The sequence below is a fragment of the Variovorax sp. EBFNA2 genome, assembly GCF_033802765.1.
Lineage (GTDB): Bacteria > Pseudomonadota > Gammaproteobacteria > Burkholderiales > Burkholderiaceae_C > Variovorax > Variovorax paradoxus_H.
The window spans coordinates 482037-501441 of sequence record NZ_CP138496.1 but is presented as its reverse complement, the minus strand read 5'-3'; the positions used below and the strand labels follow the sequence as shown (position 1 = coordinate 501441).

Annotated in this window: 18 protein-coding genes; 5 read left to right on the top strand and 13 right to left on the bottom strand. The window is 67.7% G+C overall.

The features are described from left to right. Both glgA and RZE79_RS02290 read left to right on the top strand, forming a co-directional pair. The gene (glgA, locus tag RZE79_RS02295) at window positions 1–1470 is read left to right on the top strand and encodes a glycogen synthase GlgA (protein WP_319358855.1); all 1470 of its coding nucleotides are present in this window, start codon (window positions 1–3) and stop codon (window positions 1468–1470) included. A 42-nt stretch (window positions 1471–1512) separates the two neighbouring features. Next, window positions 1513–3996: a glycogen/starch/alpha-glucan phosphorylase gene (locus RZE79_RS02290; RefSeq protein ID WP_319358854.1), complete on the top strand. Its 2484-nt coding sequence runs from the start codon at window positions 1513–1515 to the stop codon at window positions 3994–3996. 151 nt (window positions 3997–4147) lie between these two features. On the opposite strand, the gene RZE79_RS02285 is transcribed toward RZE79_RS02290, so the two are convergent. From RZE79_RS02285 to RZE79_RS02270, 4 genes are all read right to left on the bottom strand, one after another. Next, window positions 4148–4612 (bottom strand): biopolymer transporter ExbD, encoded by a 465-nt coding sequence (locus tag RZE79_RS02285; protein ID WP_153281019.1) that lies wholly within the window; start codon window positions 4610–4612, stop codon window positions 4148–4150. Between the two features lie 17 nt (window positions 4613–4629). Continuing rightward, the gene (locus tag RZE79_RS02280) at window positions 4630–5325 is read right to left on the bottom strand and encodes a MotA/TolQ/ExbB proton channel family protein (RefSeq protein ID WP_153281020.1); all 696 of its coding nucleotides are present in this window, start codon (window positions 5323–5325) and stop codon (window positions 4630–4632) included. Between the two features lie 28 nt (window positions 5326–5353). Further along, a complete protein-coding gene (dapB, locus tag RZE79_RS02275) occupies window positions 5354–6118 on the bottom strand; it encodes a 4-hydroxy-tetrahydrodipicolinate reductase (RefSeq protein ID WP_319361068.1) in 765 nt (254 codons plus the stop codon). A 210-nt stretch (window positions 6119–6328) separates the two neighbouring features. Further along, on the bottom strand, window positions 6329–6889 hold the full coding sequence (locus RZE79_RS02270) for an outer membrane protein assembly factor BamE (RefSeq protein ID WP_153281021.1): 561 nt from the start codon (window positions 6887–6889) through the stop codon (window positions 6329–6331). Window positions 6890–6974: 85 nt separating this feature from the next. Between RZE79_RS02270 and fur the strand changes: the two genes are divergently transcribed. After that, entirely contained in the window at window positions 6975–7394 is a 420-nt protein-coding gene (gene fur / locus RZE79_RS02265; RefSeq protein ID WP_056584276.1) for a ferric iron uptake transcriptional regulator, read from the top strand. 68 nt (window positions 7395–7462) lie between these two features. On the opposite strand, the gene hprK is transcribed toward fur, so the two are convergent. From hprK to RZE79_RS02245, 4 genes are all read right to left on the bottom strand, one after another. Continuing rightward, window positions 7463–8422, bottom strand: coding sequence for an HPr(Ser) kinase/phosphatase (gene hprK / locus RZE79_RS02260; RefSeq protein ID WP_062481041.1), 960 nt, complete (start codon window positions 8420–8422; stop codon window positions 7463–7465). A 100-nt stretch (window positions 8423–8522) separates the two neighbouring features. Then, window positions 8523–8990, bottom strand: coding sequence for a PTS sugar transporter subunit IIA (locus RZE79_RS02255; RefSeq protein WP_042581318.1), 468 nt, complete (start codon window positions 8988–8990; stop codon window positions 8523–8525). A gap of 191 nt (window positions 8991–9181) precedes the next feature. Further along, the gene (hpf, locus tag RZE79_RS02250) at window positions 9182–9511 is read right to left on the bottom strand and encodes a ribosome hibernation-promoting factor, HPF/YfiA family (protein ID WP_013538898.1); all 330 of its coding nucleotides are present in this window, start codon (window positions 9509–9511) and stop codon (window positions 9182–9184) included. A gap of 325 nt (window positions 9512–9836) precedes the next feature. Next, entirely contained in the window at window positions 9837–11954 is a 2118-nt protein-coding gene (locus tag RZE79_RS02245) for an ATP-dependent helicase (RefSeq protein ID WP_319358853.1), read from the bottom strand. A 225-nt stretch (window positions 11955–12179) separates the two neighbouring features. Between RZE79_RS02245 and corA the strand changes: the two genes are divergently transcribed. Together corA and RZE79_RS02235 are read left to right on the top strand one after the other, a co-directional pair. Further along, window positions 12180–13166, top strand: a complete 987-nt coding sequence (corA, locus tag RZE79_RS02240; protein WP_153281023.1) for a magnesium/cobalt transporter CorA — start codon at window positions 12180–12182, stop codon at window positions 13164–13166. 56 nt (window positions 13167–13222) lie between these two features. Beyond that, window positions 13223–13975: a YoaK family protein gene (locus RZE79_RS02235; RefSeq protein WP_319358852.1), complete on the top strand. Its 753-nt coding sequence runs from the start codon at window positions 13223–13225 to the stop codon at window positions 13973–13975. Between the two features lie 5 nt (window positions 13976–13980). On the opposite strand, the gene RZE79_RS02230 is transcribed toward RZE79_RS02235, so the two are convergent. From RZE79_RS02230 to RZE79_RS02210, 5 genes are read right to left on the bottom strand one after another with little or no spacing between them, the layout of a single operon-like run. Then, a complete protein-coding gene (locus RZE79_RS02230) occupies window positions 13981–14751 on the bottom strand; it encodes a 5'-methylthioadenosine/adenosylhomocysteine nucleosidase (RefSeq protein ID WP_319358851.1) in 771 nt (256 codons plus the stop codon). 6 nt (window positions 14752–14757) lie between these two features. Continuing rightward, a complete protein-coding gene (locus RZE79_RS02225) occupies window positions 14758–16389 on the bottom strand; it encodes an ABC transporter substrate-binding protein (RefSeq protein ID WP_319358850.1) in 1632 nt (543 codons plus the stop codon). A 46-nt stretch (window positions 16390–16435) separates the two neighbouring features. Continuing rightward, window positions 16436–17455, bottom strand: coding sequence for a peptide ABC transporter ATP-binding protein (locus tag RZE79_RS02220; protein ID WP_319358849.1), 1020 nt, complete (start codon window positions 17453–17455; stop codon window positions 16436–16438). Then, window positions 17452–18477 carry an ABC transporter ATP-binding protein gene (locus RZE79_RS02215; protein ID WP_319358848.1) on the bottom strand — a complete coding sequence of 342 codons (1026 nt, stop codon included), beginning with the start codon at window positions 18475–18477 and terminating at the stop codon, window positions 17452–17454. Before RZE79_RS02215 ends, RZE79_RS02220 begins: the two co-directional genes overlap by 4 nt. A 17-nt stretch (window positions 18478–18494) precedes the next feature. After that, window positions 18495–19403 carry an ABC transporter permease subunit gene (locus RZE79_RS02210; protein WP_319358847.1) on the bottom strand — a complete coding sequence of 303 codons (909 nt, stop codon included), beginning with the start codon at window positions 19401–19403 and terminating at the stop codon, window positions 18495–18497. Window positions 19404–19405: the final 2 nt, after the last annotated feature.

Below are 19405 nucleotides of genomic sequence, written 5' to 3'. Positions count from 1 at the left end.
ATGCGCATCCTCCAGGTCAGCGCCGAGCTGTTTCCCCTCCTCAAGACCGGCGGCCTGGCGGACATCGCCGGCGCCCTGCCCCTGGCGCTCATGGCCGCAGGGCAGGACGCGCGCGCGCTGCTGCCGGGCTTTCCCGCCATCGTGGCCGGCGTGCGCGACCTGGCGCCTGTGGCCGAATTCACCGCGCCCTGGGGCGAGCGCTTCGGCCTGCGCGCCGGGCATGTCGCCATTGCCGGCGCACCGCCGCTTCTCACCTACGTGATCGACGCGCCCGCGCTCTACGACCGGCCCGGCAATCCGTACGAAGACACCACGCGCCAGCCCTACAGCGACAACCACCGGCGCTTCGCGCTGCTGGGCTGGGCGGCGGCGCAGCTCGCGCAGGGGGTCGACCCCGGCTGGCGGCCCGACGTCGTGCATGCGCACGACTGGCACGCAGCGCTCGCGCCCGCCTACCTGGCCTTCGCGCGGCGCGCGGGCGACCCGCGCACGGGCACCGTGTTCACCGTGCACAACCTTGCCTACCAGGGCCTGTTCGCGCCGAAGCACTTCGCCGAACTCGGCCTGCCTCCGTCGGCCTTCCACATGAACGGGCTGGAGTACCACGGCCAGGTCTCCTTCATGAAGGGCGGCCTGTGCTTCGCCGACCAGCTCACGACCGTGAGCCCGACCTACGCGCTCGAGATCCAGACGCCCGAGCAGGGCTGCGGCCTCGACGGCCTGCTGCGCCAGCGCAGCAACGTGCTCAGCGGCATCCTCAACGCAGTGGACGACCAGGTCTGGAACCCATCGACCGACGCCGCGCTGGTGCAGGGCTACCAGACACCCGAAGGCCGCCACATGGCGGGCAAGGCGCGTTGCAAGTCGGTGCTGCAGCGCCAGCTGGGGCTGGCCGAACGCCCCGACGCGCCGCTGTTCATCGTGGTCAGCCGGCTCACCGAGCAGAAGGGCCTGCACCTCGTGCTCGGCGGTCTCGACACGCTGCTCGCCCAAGGCGGCCAGCTCGCGCTGCTGGGCAGCGGCGAAGGCTGGCTCGAAGATGCGTTCCGCCAGCGCGCGGCAGCATCGCCCGAATCGGTGAGCGTCACCATCGGCTACGACGAGGCGCTCGCGCACCAGCTCTTCGGCGCGGGCGACGTGACGCTCGTGCCCTCGCTGTTCGAGCCCTGCGGCCTCACGCAGATGTACGGCCTGAAGTACGGCAGCCTGCCGCTGGTGCGCCGCGTGGGCGGGCTGGCCGACACGGTGATCGACTGCACGCTGGAAGACATGGCCAGCGGCGCGGCCACCGGCTTCGTGTTCGACCGCTTCGACGACGCCGACTACGACCGCGCCCTGCGCCGCGCCTTCGCACTCTACGAACGCACTGCCGACTGGCGCCGCGTGCGCGGCAACGCCATGCGGCGCCCGGCCGACTGGGGCACGGCGGCCGCGCAGTACATCGATGTCTATCAACGGGCGTTGGCCTGAACGGTCGCGCCACACCCCACAACCCACCCGAGAACGCCCCCCATGACGATCAAGGACTTCGCCTACGACCACCCCGACCGCGACGTTGCCGCCTTCAAGCGCGCAGTGGCCAACAAGCTGATCTACGCCGTCGGCAAGGACCCCGTGGCCGCCAGCCCCGACGACTGGCTGCACGCCACCGCACTGGCGGTGCGCGACCAGCTCGTCGAACGCTGGATGACGACCACGCGCGCCAACTACGCGCAGGACCTCAAGCGCGTGTACTACCTGTCAATGGAGTTCCTCATCGGGCGCACCTTCACCAACGCGCTGCTCGCCGTCGACCTGTACGGCATCGTGCGCGAGGCGCTGGCCGACTTCGGCGTCGACATGGCCGCGCTGGCCGAGCGCGAGCCCGATGCGGCGCTCGGCAACGGCGGCCTGGGGCGGCTCGCGGCCTGCTTTCTCGATTCGATGGCCACGCTCGGCGTGCCCGGCATGGGCTACGGCATCCGCTACGAATACGGCATGTTCCGCCAGCAGATCGTCGACGGCCAGCAGGTCGAAACGCCCGACTACTGGCTCACGCGCGGCAACCCGTGGGAGTTCCAGCGGCCCGAGGTGAACTACCGCGTGCGCTTCGGCGGCCGCGTGCAAAAACGCGAAGGCACCAATGCTCCCTACGGCGCGGCCGACTGGGTCGACACGCACGACGTGCGCGCCGTGGCCTACGACACGATCATTCCCGGCTACGGCACGCAGGCCACCAACACCTTGCGGCTGTGGTCGGCGCGCGCCACCGAAGAGATCGACCTGTCGGCCTTCAACCGCGGCAACTACATGCAGGCGGTGGAGAGCAAGAACCACTCCGAGAACGTGTCGCGCGTGCTCTACCCCGACGACTCCACGCCCTCGGGCCGCGAGCTGCGGTTGCACCAGGAATACTTTTTCTGCAGCGCCAGCGTGCAAGACTTGTTGCGCCGCTACCTGCGCAACCACACGAGCTTCGACCAGCTGTCGGACAAGGTCAGCATCCACCTGAATGACACGCACCCGGTGCTCGCCGTGCCCGAGCTCATGCGCCTGCTGCTCGACGAACACGGCCTCGCGTGGGACGTGGCCTGGGCCCACACGCAGAAGGTGTTCAGCTACACCAACCACACGCTGATGCACGAGGCATTGGAGACCTGGCCGGTCGAGATGCTGGGCCGCATCCTGCCGCGGCACCTGCAGATCATCTACGACATCAACGCGAAATTTCTCGCCACGGTGACGCAGAAGGTCGGCAACGACGTCGAACTGATGCGCCGGCTGTCGCTGGTCGACGAAGCGGGCGAGCGGCGCGTGCGCATGGCGTATGTGGCGGTGCTGGCGAGCCACTCGATCAACGGCGTGTCGGGGCTGCACTCGGAGCTGATGAAGCAGTCGATCTTTTCCGACTTTGCCAAGATCTTTCCCGAGCGCTTCAACAACAAGACCAACGGCGTCACGCCGCGCCGCTGGCTCGCGCAGGCCAACCCGCCGCTGGCCGGCCTGCTCGACCAGCGCATCGGCAAGGGCTGGCGGCGCGACCTGTCGCAGCTCGAAGCGTTGCGGCCCATGGTCGCGCAGCCCGCCTTCGTGCGCGCCTTTCGCCATGCCAAACGCGAGAACAAGCTGCGGCTGGCCAACTGGGTCGAGCAGCACCTGAAGCTCGACCTGGACACCGACGCGATGTTCGACGTGCAGGTCAAGCGCATCCACGAATACAAGCGGCAGCTGCTCAACGTGCTGCACGTGATTGCGCGGTATCACCGCATCCTCGATGCGCAGGCCAGCGGTGCGCCGGTCGACATCGTGCCCCGCGTGGTCGTGTTCGCGGGCAAGGCAGCCTCGGCCTATGCAATGGCCAAGCAGGTGATCCGCCTCATCAACGACGTGGCGGCCACCGTGAACGCCGACGCGCGCGTGGGCAAGCTGCTGAAGGTAGTGTTCCTGCCGAACTACAGCGTGAGCCTGGCCGAGATCATCATGCCGGCAGCCGACCTGTCGGAGCAGATTTCCACTGCGGGCACGGAAGCTTCAGGCACCGGCAACATGAAGTTCGCGCTCAACGGCGCGCTCACCATCGGCACGCTCGACGGCGCCAACGTCGAGATGCGCGAGAACGTCGGCCCCGAGAACATCTTCATCTTCGGCCACACCACGCCCGAGGTGGCCGACATCCGCGCCCGCGGCTACCAGCCGCGCGAGATCTACGAAGAAAATGCCGAACTCAAGCGCGTGCTCGACGCCATCCGCGACGGCGCGTTCTCCCCGGGCGAGCCCGCGCGCTACCAGGGCATCTACGACGCGCTCGTGAACTGGGGCGACCACTACCTGCTGCTGGCCGACTACGCGAGCTACGTGGCCAAGCAGGCCGAGGTCGATGCGCTGTACCGCGACGCGGAGGCGTGGACGCGCATGGCGATCCTCAATGTGGCGGGCATGGGCGCGTTCTCGTCGGACCGGACGATCGCGGAGTACGCGCATGAGATCTGGCATACGAAGCCGGTCGTGCTGAGCTGAACTGACTCGAGCCTTCGGTATTTCTCCCTCCCCCGCTGGGGGAGGGTTGGGGTGGGGGCACGACGGCAGTCAATGAAGCACTGCGCCGAATCGGATGCCGCTGTGCCCCCATCCCAACCTTCCCCCAAAGGGGGAAGGAGCAAAACCGGACTCAGCGCGGTTTTGCTGGCTCAGCCTCGGTCACGAACCCGATCCGGCTCAACCCCGCCTTGTTCGCAATCCCCATCAGCGCCACCACCTTGCCATATGGCACGGTCTGGTCGGCGCGCAATTGCACTTCGGTGTCCTTGCTGTCGGCGGCAGCTTTTTCGAGCTGAGCCGTCAGCTCTTCGTCGGTCACGGGCTTGTCGTTGAAGAAAGTCTTGCCCGACGCATCGACCGACAGGCTCACGAACTTGGGCGTGTCGTTGGGCTGGCCCGCGTCGGTCTGCGGCAGGTCGAGCTTGATCGAGCTGGCCATCAGCGGCGCGGTGATGATGAAGATCACCAGCAGCACCAGCATCACGTCGACCAGCGGCGTGACGTTGATGTCGGACAGCGGCCGCTGCCCGCCCGCGCCCACGGCCCGCCCGCCGCCTGCGGCGCTGCTGCCTAGCGATGTGCGTCCGAAGGCCATGGTGTGTGTGCAGCTCTCTAAACCGGCATCGGCCGCGCAGGCGGCGGTGCGGCGGGCTTCGGCGCTTCGCCGAAGCTGCCGAGCAGGTCGTGCGCAAAGCCTTCGAGCTCGGCCTCGACGCGGCCCACGACGCGGCCGAACACGTTGTAGGCCAGCACGGCCGGAATGGCGACGGCGAGGCCGAAGGCCGTCATCACGAGCGCCTCGCCGACCGGGCCGGCCACCTTGTCGATGGTGAAGCCGCCGGTCTGGCCCGCGATGCCCGCGAGCGCGCCGTAGATGCCCCAGACGGTGCCGAGCAGGCCGACGAAGGGCGCGGTGGCGCCCACGGTGGCCAGCAGGATCTGCCCGGCCTGCAGGCGCCGCAGCGCGCCGTGCAGCGCGCCACGCAGCACGCGCGTGAGGCGCTGGTTGCGATCGACCGTGGCGCCCAGCGTGCCGCCGGGGGCTTCGGCGGCGGCCTGGCGCAGCGCGGCCACGGCGGGCCGCACGAGTTCGGCGCGGTCGAAGGCCTGGAGCTTCTGCTCGGCCTCGGCCAGGGTGGCCGATTGCCAGAACGCCGCGATGCTGCGCAGCACGTCGCGCGTGCCGCCGCGCAGCAACCAGGCTTTCCAGAGGATCACAACCCAGCTGGCGATCGACATCGCGAGCAGCAGCGCGGCCACCGAACGGCTGACGCCGTCACCGTGGGTCAGCAGTTCGAGCACGCTCATTCGCGTCGTCCTTTGTGGTTCGCGACGTTTAGCGCAGGCCGAGTACGTCGAACATGTCGAACAGGCCGTTGCGCTGGCCGCCCAGGAAGCGCACCGCACGCAGCGCGCCCTGCGCGTAGGTCACGCGGCTGGACGACTTGTGGGAAATTTCGATGCGCTCGCCGATGCCGGCGAACAGCACGGTGTGGTCGCCCACGATGTCGCCGCCGCGGATGGTGGCAAAGCCGATGGTCGACGGGTCGCGTTCGCCCGTGATGCCTTCGCGGCCGTACACGGCGCAGTCCTTGAGGTCGCGGCCCAGCGCGTCGGCGATCACTTCGCCCATCTTGAGCGCGGTGCCCGAGGGGGCGTCGACCTTGAAGCGGTGGTGGGCCTCGACGATCTCGATGTCGTAGCCGGTGGCCATCGCGCGGGCGGCCATGTCGAGCAGCTTGAGCGTGACGTTGACGCCCACGCTCATGTTGGGCGCCAACATGATGGCGATGTCTTTCGCGATCTCGGCGATCTCGGCCTTCTGCGCGTCGCTGAAGCCGGTGGTGCCGATCACGGCCTGCACGCCCAGCTCGCGGCACACGGCCAGGTGCGCCATGGTGCCTTCGGGGCGGGTGAAGTCGATGAGCACCTGCGCATCTTGCAGCCCGGTGCGCAGGTCGGCCACGATGGGCACGCCGCTGGTGAAGCCCAGGAAGGCCGCGGCATCGGCGCCGAGGGCGGCGCTGCCTGCGATGTCGAGCGCGCCGGCCAGGCGGCAGTCGGGCGCGTTGCGCACGGCTTCGATCAGCATGTGGCCCATGCGGCCCGAGGCGCCGGCAATCGCGACCCGGCGCAGCGCGGGAGCGGAGGAAGAAGAAACGGAAGTGGGGGTGGTGGTCGGTTCAGTCACGGCGATTCAGTCTTTGAAAAGTCCCTACGGGAGCCATGGACACCGACGCAAGCCAACCACCGGTCCGGCGGGCACCGCCCGCAGGAGGGGTGGCCGCCGCCGGAGCCCTGCCGCGCACGCTCAGCGCGCGGCTTCGAGCGGGGGGTAGGCGGCCGGCAGCGCAGGCACGGGGGCCGCCGGGGTGCCGGTGGTGTCGGCTTTCTTTTCGCCCTTGGGCGCGTATTTCTTGAGCTCGTCTTCGGTGGCCTCGAGCTGCGGCACCTTGCCGGTCTTGCGGCGGGTGTCGAGCGTGGCAACGAACTCTTCTTCGCTGGGCATCTCGTCGCCCTGGAAGCGGTCCATGAGTTCACCGTTGAAGAACACGGTCAGGCGGCGCTCCTGCGGATCGACGCCCTGGCGGCGGATCGTGAAGACGTAGTCCCAGCGGTTGGCGTGGAAGACGTCGTTCAGCAGCGAGGTGCCGAGGATCTCGCGCACCTGTTGGCGCGACATGCCGGGCTTGAGCGCCGCGACCTGTTCCTTCGACACGAAATTGCCCTGCACCACTTCGACTTTGTAGGGAGTGACGGCAGACAGCGCGCCACGCGTGCGTTCGCTGAAACCGCTGCAGGCACCGAGGGCGAGCGTCGCCGCAATGGCAGCAACCAGCAACCAGGGCCGGCGTTGGAGGATGGCAGGCATGGGAGAAGAGGGGGTAGCGATATGATCGAACATTGTAGCGGCCGAGCCTGAAGGCCCGGCCTCAGCCCAGGGCGCAGGAACCATCATGGCCAACATCGACGAACTCAAGAACACCGGCCTCAAGGCCACCTTGCCGCGGTTGAAGATCCTCGAGATCTTCCAGACCGGCAGCCAGCGGCACATGACAGCGGAAGACGTCTTTCGCGTGCTGCTCAACGAACACTCCGACATCGGACTGGCCACCGTGTACCGCGTGCTGACGCAGTTCGAGCAGGCCGGCATCCTGGAGCGCAGCCACTTCGAAAGCGGCAAGGCGGTCTACGAGCTGAACGAAGGCACCCACCACGACCACCTGATCTGCACCTCGTGCGGCAAGGTCGAGGAGTTCTACGACGCCGAGATCGAGCGCCGTCAGCAGATGATCGCCAAGGACAAGGGCTGGATCCTGCAGGACCACGCCATGTCGCTGTACGGCCTGTGCGGCGATTGCGTCAAGAAGCGCTGACGCTGAAGACCTGCTGAAGCAGACAGCGGCCCTTCCAGCCCTTCAGCTGGAAGGGCTTTTTTCTTTGCTCAGTCCGGATCGCGCCCGCTCTCCATCGCCTTGTGGTGACGCGCCACGAAGTCGGCGTAGGTGTCGATGCCGCGCAGCTGCAGGATCGAATTGCGCACCGCGGCTTCCACCAGCACGGCGATGTTGCGCCCTGCCACCACCTGGATGATGACCTTGCGCACCGGAATGCCCAGCACGTCCTGCGTGAGCGGCGCCGAGGGCATGCGCTCGTAGTCGCGCTCGAAGCTGTCGCGCCGCACGAGGTGCACGATGAGCTTCAGGCGCATCTTCCGGCGCACCGCCGTCTCGCCGAAGATCGCGCGGATGTCCAAGAGGCCGATGCCGCGCACTTCCAGCAGGTTCAGCAGCAGGTCGGGGCAGCGCCCCTCGATGGTGTTCTGGTTGATGCGGTACAGGTCGACCGCGTCGTCGGCCACGAGGCCGTTGCCGCGCGAGATCAGCTCCAGGCCGAGCTCGCTCTTTCCGAGCCCCGACTCGCCCGTGATCATCACGCCCATGCCCAGGATGTCCATGAACACGCCGTGCATCGAGGTGCGCTCGGCGAAGTGCTTGGACAGGTAGGCGCGCAGCAGGTCGATCACGAAGGCCGACGATTCGCGCGTGGCAAAGAGCGGCAGCTGCGCGCGCTCGCAGATCGACAGCAACTCGTCGGGCGCGGCCTGGCCGTCGGCCAGCACCAGCATCGGCGGCTCCAGCGTGACGATGCGCCCGATGCGGCGCACGCAGTCTTCCTTGCTGCCGCGTGTGAGGTAGGCCACCTCGCGCGCACCCAGGATCTGCACGCGGTACGGGTGGATGTAGTTCAGATAGCCGACCAGGTCGGCCGCCGACTGCGCGCGGCTGATGACGTCGGGGTCGAACTGGCGCTCCGAGGCGCCGAGCCCCGCGAGCCATTCCCAGCGGAGCGATCCGCGGAACTCCTCGAACATGGCATCGGCGCTGATGACGGTCGGCTTCATGCGTGCGGCGGCCGGCGCGGGACGCCGGCATTCTGGTCAGGATGGAGGGAGAGAAAGCGTCGCCGCAGCTTATCAGCAGCGGCCCGCCCGGCGCGTGCGCTCAGGCGACCTGGGTCGATTGCCAGCCGGCAATGAGGCCGTGCAGCGCGGCGGCGTCGGTGCTGGACTTGATCTGCTCGCGCAGGCCTGCGTCGCTCAGCAGCTCGGCAATTTCAGACAGGATTTCGAGGTGCTTCTGCGTGGCCGCTTCGGGCACCAGCAGGAAGATCAGCAGCGCCACGGGCTGCTCGTCGGGGGCGTCGAAGCCGATGGGATTCGCCAGCTGGAACACCGCGGCCATCGGCGCCTTGAGGCCCTTGATGCGGCCATGCGGAATGGCAACGCCATGGCCCAGACCGGTGGAGCCGAGACGCTCGCGCGCAAACAGGCTGTCGGTGATCAGGGCGCGTCCCAGGCCATGAAGGCTTTCGAACAGAAGGCCAGCTTCTTCGAAAGCACGTTTCTTGCTGGTGGCGTCAACGCTCACGAGCACTTGAGCGGGCGGCAGGATGGACGCGAGGCGATTCATGGTGGGGTCAGAGCGGGGGCGATTATGCACCTCCTTGGTAAAAACCCCCAGTCCCCCTAATTACTTTCGTCTACATGTGTTGCCGTGAGGCGTCGCTTCCCCTGTAAGCCTTTGCAAAGCCCCACCAATGTGCTCGGACAAACAAAAGGCCGCCCGAAGGCGGCCTGCGATGCGGGGCGCGGGGCCCGGACTTACATCACGCGCTTGGGCGCCACGTGATGGTGGTCCTGCAGGCGATCCTTGTGGCGGACCACCTGGCGGTCGAGCTTGTCGACCAGTTCATCGACCGCGGCGTACAGATCAGCGTGGCTCGATTCCGCGAACATGTCATTGCCCTTGACGTGAATGTTGCACTCCGCCCTTTGGCGGCGTTCCTTTTCCTTCTGCTTTTCCACCGTGAGGATCACCTTGACATCGACCACCTGGTCGAAATGTCGCGTGATCCGGTCCAGCTTGCTCGTGACGTAGGTGCGCAAGGCAGGTGTGACGTCGAGGTGATGACCGCTGATCGTCAAATTCATGAATGACCTCCTGAGAATTGACGGTTGGGGAAATGACCGCGCTCCAGGATGAAGCGTGGCCGGCGAAACAGGTGAGGTTGGGAGAGAGGGAGAAGAAGAGAGAGAGAGAGATCGAGAAAGGGGGCGGTCGGATTCACTATGCCCAAGCTGTCACGGTATTGCAATACCGGGGCTTGCCCGAGTGACGGGCCGGTGTATTGCATGCGCTGATCTGCTATTGATTCCATAGCTACCCACGCGCAGGGGCATGCAGTTGCGGCACATTGGAAGCAAGTGTTTCCACGCACCACATGCAGTGACCCTCCCGGCCAAAGGGCCGGCCCGTTCAGCGCCAGGCGGCGCGCATGCGGTTGCGCAGGTCGATCACCGCGGCCGGCGGCGGCACGGCGGGCGGCAGCACCGGCGGCGGCGGCCAGGTCTGCAGATCGAAGCCCGCGAGGTCGGACTCGCTGATGAAGCGGGTGCGGTTGGCGTACAGGTGCCGGTCGCCGCGCGCCGCCTGCTGCGTGATGTGGAAGCGCTGCGGCATCACCAGGTGCAGGTGGTCGCGGGCCCGCGTCATCGCCACGTAGAGCAGGCGCCGCTCTTCTTCCAGCTCGTGCGCGCCCTGCGCCACGTCGGCCGGCATGCAGCCGTCGACCACGTTGATCACATGCACCGAGTTCCACTCCTGGCCCTTGGCCGAATGGATGGTCGACAGGATCAGGTAGTCCTCGTCGAGCAGCGGCGGGCCGGGCCGGTCGCTCGTGGCTTCGGGCGGATCGAGCGTGAGCTCGGTGAGGAAGCGTTCGCGCGAGCCATAGCCGCCCGCCAGCCGCGCCAGCTGCTCGACGTCGGCGCGCCGCACGCCCGAGGTGTCTTCGTACAGCCGCTCCAGGTGCGGCTGGTACCACTGCATCGCGACCTCCACGTCGGCCGGCCACTTCAGCGACGGTTCGCGCAAGGCGGCATAGGCCTGGGCGAAGTCGGCCCACTGTTCACGCGCGGCGGACGGCGGCACGAAGTCGCGCACGGCCGCGGCCGGGTCGGCCGCCTGGTCCATCGCGTCGAGCAGGCGCGTGCCCGTGGCCGGGCCCACGCCGGGAATGAGCTGCGTGACGCGAAAGCCCGCCATGCGTCCGCGCGGGTTCTGTGCGAAACGCAGCACGGCGAGCAGGTCCTTCACGTGCGAGGCCTCGAGGAACTTGAGCCCGCCGAACTTCACGAACGGGATGTTGCGCCGCGCCAGCTCCAGTTCGAGCGCCGCGCTGTGCGACGAGGTGCGAAACAGCACCGCCTGCGACTTCAGCGCGAGCCCGCCCTCGCGGTGCGCCAGGACCTTGTCGGCCACCCAGCGCGCCTGCCCGGCCTCGTCGGGCACGAGCACCAGCACCGGCTTGCCGGCCGAGGGCTTGTCGGTCCACAGCGTCTTGGCGTGTCGCTCGGCGGCCTGCGCGATGACGCGGTTCGACACGTCGAGGATCGGCTGCGTCGAGCGGTAGTTGCGCTCCAGCGTGACGATGCGCGCCTCTTGCGAGAACTGCGAGGGAAAGTCGAGGATGTTGCGCACCGTGGCGCCGCGGAACGAGTAGATCGACTGCGCGTCGTCGCCCACCACCGTCACGCCGCGCCCGTCGGGCTTCATGGCCCGCAGGATCGCGGCCTGCAGCAGGTTGGTGTCCTGGTACTCGTCGACCAGCACATGGTCGAAGCGCGCGCCGACGTGCGCAGCCAGCGCGGGCTCGGCGACCATTTCGGCCCAGTAGAGCAGCAGGTCGTCGTAGTCGAGCACGTTCTGCTGCTGCTTGGCCTCGACGTAGGCGCCGAAGAGCGTCTTGAGCTGGGACTCCCACTCGGCGCACCAGGGAAAGCTGTCTTTCAGCACCTCGGCCAGCGGCGCGCGCGTGTTCACGCAACGCGAGTAGATCGACAGGCAGGTGCCCTTGCGCGGAAAACGGTTGACCGTGGACGACAGGCCCAACTCGTGCCGCACCAGCCCCATGAGGTCTTCGGCGTCGCCGCGGTCGTGGATGGTGAAGTTTTCGTCGAGCCCGATCTGCGCGGCGTACTCGCGCAGCAGCCGCGCGCCGATGCCGTGGAAGGTGCCGGCCCACGGCAGCGCGGGCGGGCGCTCCGACTTCAGGCCCAGCACGCGCGCCAGCACCTGGCCCGCGCGGCGCTCCATTTCCTGCGCGGCGCGGCGCGAGAAGGTGAGCAGCAGCAGCCGCTGCGGATCGACCCCGCCCGCGATCAGGTGCGCCACCCGGTGCGCCAGCGTGCTGGTCTTGCCCGAGCCCGCGCCGGCGATCACGAGCAGCGGCCGGTGGTCTTCGCCGAGCGCGGCGCCCACGCCGTGCTCGACCGCCGCGCGCTGGTCGTCGTTGAGCGCGGCGAGCGCCGCGGCCAGGCGCTCGGCTTGCGTCTTGGGTGCTGTGGAAACAATGGGGGGCGCAGCGGTCTGCATGGGCACGACTTTACTGTATGTCCGTCCAGTCCGAGTGCCTTGCCGCCCAATGGCCAATGACATAATCGCGCCTCGCTGCAACCGGAGACTCCCCATGGAAACCGCCCCGTCTCGGCAGCTTTCAACTCCCTTGCGACGCCGCGCATGATGTACTGACGCCGGGTCCGCGGGAATTGAAAGCGCCCCTCCCTCGCCCATCGTTCAGTCATTCCCGGGAGTGAGCCCATGCTCAATATCTTTACGCTCGCCAACGGCCGCCTCGTCCAGGAAGAGATCGAGTCGCTCGAAGAGCTCTCCAAGTTCCAGCCGATCTGGGTCGACCTCGAGTCGCCCACGCTCGAAGAAAAGCGCTGGATCAAGCAGTACTACGGCCTCTCCATTCCCGAAGACGCGATGGACGAGGACATCGAGGAATCCGCCCGCTTCTACGAGGAAGACAACGGCGAGCTGCACATCCGCTCCGACTTCCTGATCGACGACGACGAAGACCCGCGCACCGTGCGCGTCGCCTTCATCCTCAACCAGCACAACACCGACCTGCGCAGCCGCGGCGTGCTGTTCTCGATCCACGACGAAGACGTGCCCGTGTTCCGCCTGCTGCGCATGCGCGCACGCCGCGCACCGGGGCTGATCGAAGACGCGAAGGAAGTGATGCTCAAGCTCTTCGACGCCGACGCCGAATACTCGGCCGACACGCTGGAGAACATCTACGACGAGCTCGAAGTCGCCGGCAAGAAGGTGCTCTCGGGCAACGTCAGCGACGAGCTGGCCGGCGAGGTGCTGGGCGCCATCGCGCGGCAGGAAGACTTGAACGGCCGCATCCGCCGCAACGTGATGGACACACGCCGCGCCGTGAGCTTCATGATGCGCAGCAAGATGCTCAACGCCGAGCAATTTGAAGAAGCGCGCCAGATCCTGCGCGACATCGAATCGCTGGACAACCACACGGCCTTCCTCTTCGACAAGATCAACTTCCTGATGGATGCGACCGTCGGTTTCATCAACATCAACCAGAACAAGACCATCAAGATCTTCTCGGTGGCCAGCGTCGCGCTGCTGCCACCCACGTTGATCGCGAGCATCTACGGCATGAACTTCAAGTACATGCCCGAGCTCGACTGGCAGGTCGGCTACCCGTACGCGCTGGCGCTGATGGCAGCGAGCGCGCTGGTGCCGATGTGGTACTTCCGCCGGCGCGGCTGGCTCAAGTAACGCCGCGCATCGGGTGCTAGAGTGACTGCCGGCAGGCAGCTGCTTTGGAGAGCCCCGTGCGCAGACTTCGTTTCCTCACCAACCGCCACCGCGCGCCGTCGACGAACACCGCGCTCGGCCTGTTGCTGGCCTTCAATGCCGGCGCCGTCAATGCGGGCGGCTTCCTCGTGCTGCACATGTACACCTCGCACATGACCGGCTTCGCCTCGCAGCTGGCGGACGGCATGGTGCTGGGCAACCTCACGCTGCTGTTGAACGCGATGGGCGCGATCCTGGCGTTCGTGAGCGGCGCCGCGGTCTGCGCGGTGCTGGTGAACTGGGCACGCCAGCACCGGCTGCATGGCGTGTATGCGCTGCCGCTGCTGCTGGAGGCCGCGCTGATGTTCCCGTTCGGGCTCGCCGGCGCCATCACGCTGACCTGGGCCACGCCGTTCGCCGTGCCGCTCACGGTGCTGCTGCTGTCGTTCATCATGGGGCTGCAGAACGCCGTGGCATCGAAGACCTCGGGCGGCAGCACGCGCACCACCCACATGACCGGCAACATCACCGACGTGGGGATCGAGCTGGGCAAGATGCTCTACTGGAACCGGCGCGCGCCGTCCACGCCGCTGCCGGTGCGCCACGACCGCAGCAGGCTGCGCCGCTGCGGCGGCTTGGTCGGCATGTTCGTGCTCGGGGGCGCGGTGGGTGCGCTGGGCTTCAAGCACGTGGGCTTCATCTGCGTCGTGCCCCTGGCCGCGCTGCTGCTGGCGCTGTCGATCCCGCCGCTGCTGCGCGACCTGCCGGCGCTGCGCCGGCTCGCGCCGTAGGTGCTTCAGGCCGCGTCGCGCGGCAAGGAGGCGAGCCAGGCGTCGACGAGCGCGAGGCTGTAGCGGCTCGCCACCTCGGCCACGAAACGCGTGAAGTCGCCGTGCGCGGCATCGTCGGCGCGGTCTGAAATGGTCCGCAGTGCCGCAAAGGGCACGCCGTAGTCGTGGCAGGCCTGCGCCATCGCCGCGCCTTCCATCTCGACCGCGAGCGCATCGGGCAACGAGCGCTGCAGGGCCCCGCTCTCCGCGGTGGTCGAGACGAAGCGGTCACCGCTGATCAGCAGGCCGCGATGCACCTTCGGCGATTGCAGGCGAAATTCATCGACAGCCTTCTGCCCCACCAGGCTCACCGGATCGCGCAGCGCAGCTTCCGCCACCGCCGCCAGTGCATCGCCGATGGCCGCATCGGCCGCGAAGCGCGAGCGTCCCATCAGCGGCACCTCGTACTTCGGAAAGATCGGCGAGGCGTCCATGTCGTGCTGCAGCAGCTCGGTCGCCACGACCACGTCGCCGACATTCACGCCCGGCGCCAATCCGCCCGCCACGCCCGTGAACACGATCGCCCGCACGCCGAAGCGCTCGAGCAGCACCGTGGCCGTGACCGTCGCGGCGACCTTGCCGATGCGCGACAGCACCGCAACCACGAGCTGGCCCTGCAGGTGGCCGACCCAGAAGTCGCGGTCGGCGACGCGCACGCGCTGCTCGTCGGGCATTCGTGCGAGGAGCGCGCTCAGCTCCTCGTGCATGGCCGCCACGATGGCGATGGGCGCAACCACCACGGCTTACTTGATGTCCACGCCGTAGAAGGTGTGGCGGCCAAACGGGCTCAATTTGAAGTCGACGACTTCCTTGCGCACCGGCTTCAGCTGCACCGCGTGCGCGATGGTGAACCACGGCGCCTGCTCCTTGAAGATGACCTGCGCCTTCTTGTAGAGCGCGTCGCGATCGGCCTGCTTGACCGTGCTCTTGGCCTTCACCACGAGGTCTTCGTACGGCTGGTAGCAGAACTTCGAGATGTTGCTGCCGCTGGCCGACTTGGCCGAGGCGCAGCCCAGCAGCGTGTAGAGGAAGTTGTCCGGGTCGCCGTTGTCGCCGGTCCAGCCCAGCATGCCCATCTGGTGCTCGCCGGCCTGCAGGCGCTTGCGGTACTCGCCCCACTCGAAGCTCTTGATCTCGGCCTTGACGTTGATCTTGGCGAGGTCGGCCTGCATCAGCTCGGCGATGCGCTTGGCGTTCGGGTTGTACGGGCGCTGCACCGGCATGGCCCACAGGTCGGTGCTGAAACCATCGGGGAAGCCGGCCGTCGCCAGCAGCTTCTTCGCCGCTTCGGGGTCGTACGGATCGTCCTTGGTCGCGTCGTTGTAGGACCACAGGGTCGGCGGAATCGGGTTCTTCGCGGCCACGCCGGTCGTGAGGTACACGCCGTCGATAATGGCCTTCTTGTTGATCGCCATGTTGATGGCCTTGCGCACGCGCACGTCGTCGAAAGGCTTCTTCGTCGTGTTGTACGAGAGGTAGCCGACGTTCAGGCCCGGCTGCTCCAGCACCTGCACGTTCGGGTCCTTGCGGATCGCATCGAGGTCGGCCGGGTTCGGGTACGGCATGACGTGGCACTCGCCCTTCTGCAGCTTGGCCCAGCGCACCGACGCGTCGGGCGTGATCGCGAACACGAGGTCGTCGATCTTGGCCTTGCCGCCCCAGTACTGCGGGAAGGCCTTGAAGCGGATGATCGCGTCCTTCTGGTACTGCACGAGGTAGAACGGCCCGGTGCCGACCGGGTCCTGGTCGACCTTCTCGGGCGTGCCGGCTTTCAGCATCGCGATGGCGTATTCCTTGGACTGGATGCCCGCGTACTGCATCGCCAGGTTGGCCAGGAACGGCGCCTCGGCCTGGTTGAGCGTGATCTTCACCGTGTGGTCGTCGATGCGGTCCACCGACTTCAGCAGCTTGGGCATGCCCATGTCGTTGAAGTACGAGTGGTTCTGGCTCGTGACCTTGAAGAAGGGGTCGCTCTCCTTCCACTGGCGCTCGAGCATGAAGATGAAGTCGTCGGCGTTGAAGTCGCGCGTGGGCTTGAAGCTCTTGCTCGTGGTGTGCCACTTCACGCCCTTGCGCAGGTGGAAGGTGTACACGGTGCCGTCGGCCGAGATGTCCCATTTTTCAGCGAGTCCCGGCATGACCTTGGTGCCGCCGCGCTCGAACTCGACGATCGTGTTGTAGACCTGCGTGGTCACATCGAACGACGTGCCGGTGGTGTTCATGCCCGGATAGAAATTTTCCGGGCTTCCTTCGGAGCAGTACACCAACGTCTTGGCTGACACGGCGCCGCAGGCCAGGGTAAGGGCCGTGAGCGCTGCCGGTGCCAGGAGCGCCAGCTTTTGTGAGCGGCGCGAAACGGAGGACTGGGTCGTCATGGGGACTCCTCGAGACAGGGTTGAAAAATCGCCACTCCACTCTTCTTCAGGAAGCGGCGAGCACGGGACCATCGGCGCGCACGGCAGGCGCGCCATCGAGAAACTGTTCGGCGTAGTGGCAGGCCACCCGCCGTTCGTCGAGCGCGCGCAGCGCGGGGCGCTCCTCGCGGCAGCGCGGCTGCACGTGCGGGCAGCGCGTGCTGAAGACGCAGCCCGAGGGCGGATTCAGCGGCGACGGCAGCTCGCCCTTGAGCACGATGCGCTGGCTGCTCAGGCCCGGCGTCGAGGCCAGCAGCGCCTGCGTGTACGGATGCAACGGCCGCGCGAAGATGCGCGACTTGGGCCCGTGCTCCACCGCATGGCCCAGGTACATCACGAGCACGTCGTGCGCGATGTGGCGCACCACACCCAGGTCGTGCGAGATGAAGAGGTACGCCAGCCCCAGCTCGGCCTGCAGGTCGGCCAGCAGGTTCAGCACCTGCGCCTGGATCGACACGTCGAGCGCCGACACCGGCTCGTCGGCCACCAAGAGGCGCGGCGACAGCATGAGCGCGCGCGCAATGGCGATGCGCTGGCGCTGGCCGCCCGAGAACATGTGCGGGTAGCGGTTGGCGTACTCGGGGCGCAGGCCGACGCGGGCGAGCATCTCGCGCGCCTTGTCGGCGCGCTCCGGCTTGCTCAGCGTGGTGTTGATGGCCAGCGGATCTTCGAGCACCGCAGAAATTTTCTTGCGCGGGTTGAGCGAACCGTATGGGTTCTGGAACACCAGCTGCACGGCCTGGCGCAGCTCGCGCTTGCGCTCATGCGGCGGACTCACCGCGTCGGCGCCGATCAGCGTCAGCTGACCCGCTGTGGGCTTCTCGATCAGCGCGACCATGCGCGCGAGCGTCGACTTGCCGCAGCCCGATTCGCCCACCACCGCGAGCGTGCGCCCGCGTTCGAGGCGAAACGAGATGTCGCCCACGGCACGCAGCTGCGCCGGCGCACGGAACAGCCCGCGCCGCACGTCGTAGGTGCGCTGCAGGTTGCGCGCTTCGACCACGATCTCCGACGGTGCGTCGCTCATGGCAGCACCTCCGCGATGGCGACGCGCGGCGGATCTTGCGCGATGGCGTCTGCGCGCCCCGGCTCGCCGAGCGGAAAGTGGCAGCGCACCTCGGCGCCCTGCCACGCACGCAGCGCCGGTCGCACCTGGCAGGCGCGCTCGGTGACGTAGCCGCAGCGCGGTGCGAACAGGCAGCCCGCGGGCCGGTCGTGCACGCCGGGCACCACGCCGCTGATGGTCGCAAGCCGCCCCTCGGGCGCGGCACGCTCTGGCAGCGCCGCGAGCAAGGCCTCGGTGTAGGGGTGCTGCGGCGACGCGAACAAACGATCGACGCGCTGGTGCTCCATCACCTGCCCCGCGTACATCACGGCGATGCGCTGCGCCATCTCGCTGACCACGCCCATGTTGTGCGTGATGAGCACGAGCGCCATGCCGCGCTCCTTCTGCAGGTCGCGCAGCAGGTCGAGGATCTGCGCCTGGATGGTCACGTCGAGCGCGGTGGTCGGCTCGTCGGCGATCAGGAGGCGCGGGTTGCAGGCGATGGCCATCGCGATCATCACGCGCTGGTTCATGCCGCCCGAGAGCTGGTGCGGGAAGCTGCCCAGGCGCGACGATGCGGCGGAAATGCCCACCTGTTCGAGCAGCTCGGTGGCGCGCTTCTTCGCTTCGCGCTTGTCGAGCTTCAGGTGCAGCCGCAGCGTTTCCATGAGCTGGAAACCGATGGTGAAGCAGGGGTTGAGGCTGGTGGTCGGCTCCTGGAAGATCATCGCGACCTCCTTGCCGACCAGCGTGCGGCGCGCCTTGTCGGAGATGCCGAGCAGCTCCTTGCCCGCGAAGCGCATGTGCTCGGCGCGCACGCGGCCCGGAAAGCCGACGAGGCCCATGAGCGCCATCATCGTGACGCTCTTGCCCGAGCCGGATTCGCCGACGATGCCGAGCACCTCGCCCTCTTCGAGCGTGAGGCTCACGCCGTCGACGGCGTGCATCACGCCACCTTGCGTGGGGAACTCGACGTGCAGGTCCTTGATGTCCAGCAAAGGCATCTGTGCTTTCCTTTGCTTCAGCGCTTGAGCTTCGGGTCGAGCGCATCGCGCAAGCCGTCGCCCAACAGGTTGAAGGCCAGCACCGCCGCAAGAATCGCAAGGCCCGGGAAGGTGACGACCCACCACGCGCGCAATACGAACTCGCGCGCGTCGGCCAGCATCGTTCCCCACTCGGGCGACGGCGGCTGCGCACCGAGTCCGATGAAGCCGAGCGCCGCCGCGTCGAGGATGGCGGTCGAGACGCCGAGCGAGGCCTGCACGATCAGCGGTGCCGAACAGTTGGGCAGCACCTCGCGGAACATCAGGCGCAGCGTGCCGGCACCGCTCACGCGCGCCGCGGTCACGTAGTCGCGCGAGACCTCGGCGATGACGGTGGCGCGCGTGATGCGCACGTAGTGCGGCAGCACGACGATGGCCACGGCGAGCATCGCGTTGACGAGCCCCGGCCCGAGGATCGCGACGATCACGATGGCCATCAGCAGGCTGGGCATCGTGAGGATGATGTCCATCATCCGCATGATCGTGATCTCGAGCACGCCGCGAAAGAAGCCGGCGACGAGCCCGAGCACCACGCCCACCACCACCGACAGCGCCACCACCGCGACACCGATCGACAGCGACAGCCGCGCGCCATGCATGAGCCGCGACAGGATGTCGCGCCCGATGGCGTCGGTGCCGAGCAGGTAACTCCATGACCCGCCCTCCTGCCAGGCCGGCGGCTTGAGAAAGGCGGCGGCGTTGGTTTCGTTCGGCGCATGCGGCGCGATCCATGGAGCGAACAGCGCGACGAGCAGCAGCACCACGATGGTGACGAGGCCGATGACCGCGCCGCGGTTCGCCGAGAAGGCGGTCCAGAACTCGCGCCACGGGCCGGGAGGCGCCGCGGCCTGCGAGCCGGGGGTGACGGCGTGGGTGTTGCTCGTCATCG